Below are 791 nucleotides of genomic sequence, written 5' to 3'. Positions count from 1 at the left end.
TCAAGACGCGCTAAAAGAAGCGGGTGTGAATGTCGATGTGTTGAACAAAGTGGTGATGGCATTAGAAATTGCTGTCGCTGTCATCGGTGCAATCGTGACCTTTGGTGGCGCGGCGGCTGGTGGTATCGCGAAACTTGCCGCGAAAAGTGCCAGCAAAATTGCGCAGAAAGTGACAGATATTGCCACGAAAGCTGCAGCCAATATGGCAAAAGTTGCGGACATGGGTTCTAAAGCTGCGACAACCACAGCCAAAGCGATTCGCTACGGCGCTGAAACGGTTGACCTTACGGTTAACATAGGTAAGGGCGCAACGGACAGCGTTCACGCTGCCAACAATGCGAACGTTACGGAAATACAAGCCGATATCACGGATCTCCGCGCCAAAATGACGTTGAGCCAGGCAGTCATCGATAAGCTAAAAGAAGAAATTGGCAAGTTGATGGAAGATTTCCAAGAGCTGATGAGCATCATCATGCAAATGATTCAGGCGAAAAGTGAAACCATGCAAACGGTGTTGAGCCGTCCTGCAACGGTTTAAGGAGCGTAAGTATGTTGGATAAAATTGGTGGAACGGGTCGCGGTGAACTGTATGGTTTGGGCGACACTATCAAAACAACCAAAGCAGAAAAAACACCAGAGACCAAATTGGAAGCGGGTGCAGTAAAAAGCAACGGTGAGTCAAACGTTTCTGGTGCAGGTCGCTATCAATTAGATGGGCCGAAAGCTCCTGCGATCAGTAATCAAGCACAAGTGGTTGCGAACCTGATGGGTGAGCTTGCACCAACGATTGA

1 protein-coding gene and 1 pseudogene are annotated in these 791 nt (G+C 48.9%); both read left to right on the top strand.

Features of this window, described 5'->3' with window-relative positions; all coding sequences use genetic code 11:
• Window positions 1-538, top strand: a pseudogene (vopB, locus tag R7093_RS25015) (type III secretion system translocon subunit VopB); the annotation flags it as partial.
• An 11-nt stretch (window positions 539-549) separates the two neighbouring features.
• On the top strand, window positions 550-791 hold a 242-nt coding region (gene sctB / locus R7093_RS25010; protein WP_318146990.1), incomplete at its 3' end, for a type III secretion system translocon subunit SctB.

Source organism: Vibrio sp. 1580, assembly GCF_033340055.1.
Note: the sequence above shows the minus strand (reverse complement) of the source record. Positions and strands in the feature narration are given on the sequence as shown.